Origin of the sequence: Streptomyces panaciradicis (assembly GCF_023516615.1) — a bacterium.
GTDB classification, from domain to species: Bacteria; Actinomycetota; Actinomycetes; order Streptomycetales; family Streptomycetaceae; genus Streptomyces; species Streptomyces panaciradicis.
Window position 1 is genome coordinate 1 of sequence record NZ_JAMGBF010000233.1, and the last position, 2,600, is coordinate 2,600.

Below are 2,600 nucleotides of genomic sequence, written 5' to 3' on the forward strand. Positions count from 1 at the left end.
ATGGACTTCGCCTACGGCGAGTCGTTCACCGAGTCCTCCCCGGAGGCGTACGAGCGCCTGATCCTGGACGTGCTGCTGGGCGACTCGAACCTCTTCCCGCGCACCGAGGAGGTCGAGCTGTCCTGGAAGATCCTCGACCCGATCGAGCAGTACTGGGACGAGAACGGCAAGCCCGCGCAGTACCCGTCCGGCACCTGGGGTCCCGTCGAGGCGGACGAAATGCTCGAGCGAGACGGACGGAGCTGGCGCCGGCCATGAAGATAGACCTCACGGACACCACGGCCAGCAAGATCAACAAGGCACTGGTGCAGGGGCGGCGTGCCATCGGCACGCCCGCCGTCGGCATGGTGCTGACGCTGGTCATCGTGACGGACGAGGAGAACGCGTACGACGCGCTGAAGGCCGCGAACGACGCCTCGCGCGAGCACCCCTCGCGCACGCTCGTGGTCATCAAGCGCGTCTCGCGCACCCCCCGCGACCGCACGTCGTCCCGGCTGGACGCCGAGGTGCGGGTGGGCGCGGACGCGGGGACCGGTGAGACGGTCGTCCTGCGGATGTACGGCGAGATCGCCGACCACGCGCAGTCCGTCGTACTGCCCCTGCTGCTGCCGGACGCGCCCGTCGTCGTCTGGTGGCCGGTGAACGCGCCGCTCGACCCGGCCAGCGACCCGCTGGGCGCCCTCGGCCAGCGCCGGGTGACGGACACCTACGCCGCCGAGCAGCCGGTACGGGAGCTCGCGGCCCGCGCCGACACCTACACGCCCGGCGACACCGACCTGTCCTGGACCCGCATCACCCCGTGGCGCTCGATGCTGGCCGCCGCTCTCGACCAGGTCACCTGCGAGGTGGAGGCCGTCGAGGTGGAGGGCGAGGAGTTCAACCCGAGCTGCGAGCTGCTGGCCATGTGGCTGGCGGACCGCCTCGACGTGCCCGTGAAGCGGTCGCTGTCCGGCGGGCCCGGGCTGACGGCGGTGCGCATGCACACCGACAGCGGGCCGATCGTCCTGGACCGGGCGGACGGTTCGCTCGCGACCCTGTCCATCCAGGGCCAGCCGGACCGTGCGGTGGCGCTGAAGCGGCGGGAGACGGCCGAGCTGATCGCGGAGGAGCTGCGGCGGCTCGACCCGGACGACACGTACGCGTCGGCGCTGCGGTTCGGGGTGGAGCGGCTGCACGCGCCGGCGTCGGCGGCTCCCTTTCGGGACCCGGCTCCCAAAGGAGAGCCGGTCGCCGACGCCCCCGGGGAGTCCGAGCCCGGCACCGGAGAACCCGTCGCCGTCGAAACGCCTGTCGAGGACGCTGCGAAAGCTCCCGCACAGGAAGCGGCGGCGGAGGAGCCGGTGAAGCAGGAGTCGAAGAAGGCGGCGGCCAAGTGAGCACTCCGCAGCTGGTCGTGCATCACGACAAGGATCTGATGGCGCAGGCCGCCGCGGCCCGTCTGATCACGAAGATCGTGGACGCGCAGTCCTCCCGGGGCTCCGCGTCCGTGGTCCTCACGGGCGGCCGCAACGGCAACGGCCTGCTGGCCGCCCTCGCCGCCGCGCCGGCCCGCGACGCGATCGACTGGGGCCGGCTGGACCTGTGGTGGGGGGACGAGCGCTTCCTGCCCGAGGGCGACCCGGACCGCAATGTCACGCAGGCCCGCGAGGCCCTGCTCGACGCGGTCCCGCTGGACCCGAAGCGCGTGCACGCCATGCCCGCCTCCGACGGCCCGTTCGGTTCCGACGTCGACGCGGCGGCGGAGGCCTACGCGGAGGAACTGGCCCGTGCGGCGGGCCCGGAGAACCACGGCGCCGTGCCCACCTTCGACGTGCTGATGCTGGGCGTCGGCCCGGACACGCACGTGGCGTCGCTGTTCCCGGAGCTGCCGGCCGTCCGGGAGACGGACCGCACGGTGGTGGGCGTCCACGGCGCCCCCAAGCCGCCGCCGACCCGGGTGACGCTGACGCTGCCCGCGATCCGGGCGGCCCGCGAGGTGTGGCTGCTCGCGGCCGGCGAGGACAAGGCGGAGGCCGCGGCGATCGCCCTGTCCGGCGCGGGCGAGATCCAGGCCCCGGCGGCGGGCGCCCGCGGCAGGCAGCGCACCCTGTGGCTGCTGGACGCGGCGGCCGCCTCGCAGCTCCCGAGGTCGCTGTACCCACCGGCGTCGCCGTGAGCACGCGGTGGGGGCTGCCGAGGGCAGCCCCCACCGCCTCACTTCACCGACCCGGCCATCACGCCCTGCACGAAGTGCCGTTGGAAGGCGAAGAAGACCACCAGCGGGACCACGAGCGACACGAAGGCGCCCGGGGCCAGGACGTCGATGTTGCTGCCGAACTGGCGTATCTGGGACTGGAGTTCCACGGTCAGCGGCTGTGACGAGGGGTCCGCGAACAGCAGGGCGACCAGCATGTCGTTCCACACCCACAGGAACTGGAAGATGGCCAGCGAGGCGATCGCGGGGCGGCCGACCGGCAGGACCAGCCGGGTGAAGATGCGCCACTCGCTGCCGCCGTCCATCCGCGCCGCCTCCAGCATCTCCTTCGGCATCTCGGCGAAGTAGTTGCGCAGCAGGAACACCGCGAACGGCAGTCCGTACGCCACGTGGAAGAGCACCACGC

General features: G+C 72.8%; 3 protein-coding genes and 1 pseudogene. 3 read left to right on the forward strand and 1 reads right to left on the reverse strand.

Going from position 1 to position 2,600, the window contains the following annotated elements:
• From M8J74_RS42225 to pgl, 3 genes and pseudogenes are all read left to right on the forward strand, one after another.
• A pseudogene (locus tag M8J74_RS42225) lies at nt 1-258 on the forward strand (glucose-6-phosphate dehydrogenase); the annotation flags it as partial.
• The gene (gene opcA, locus M8J74_RS42230; RefSeq protein ID WP_249841473.1) at nt 255-1,376 is read left to right on the forward strand and encodes a glucose-6-phosphate dehydrogenase assembly protein OpcA; all 1,122 of its coding nucleotides are present in this window, start codon (nt 255-257) and stop codon (nt 1,374-1,376) included. The pseudogene M8J74_RS42225 and the gene opcA, both read left to right, overlap by 4 nt.
• Entirely contained in the window at nt 1,373-2,155 is a 783-nt protein-coding gene (gene pgl, locus M8J74_RS42235; RefSeq protein WP_249841474.1) for a 6-phosphogluconolactonase, read from the forward strand. Before opcA ends, pgl begins: the two co-directional genes overlap by 4 nt.
• A gap of 38 nt (nt 2,156-2,193) precedes the next feature.
• Here pgl and M8J74_RS42240 read toward each other — a convergent pair.
• Nucleotides 2,194-2,600, reverse strand: a 407-nt coding sequence (locus tag M8J74_RS42240) for a carbohydrate ABC transporter permease (protein WP_249841475.1), incomplete at its 5' end; no start/stop codon positions are given.

Bases quoted from the DNA above. Each gene is read 5' to 3' on its own strand.
- opcA (WP_249841473.1), top strand. From the start codon at position 255: ATGAAGATAGACCTCACGGACACCACGGCCAGCAAGATCAACAAGGCA.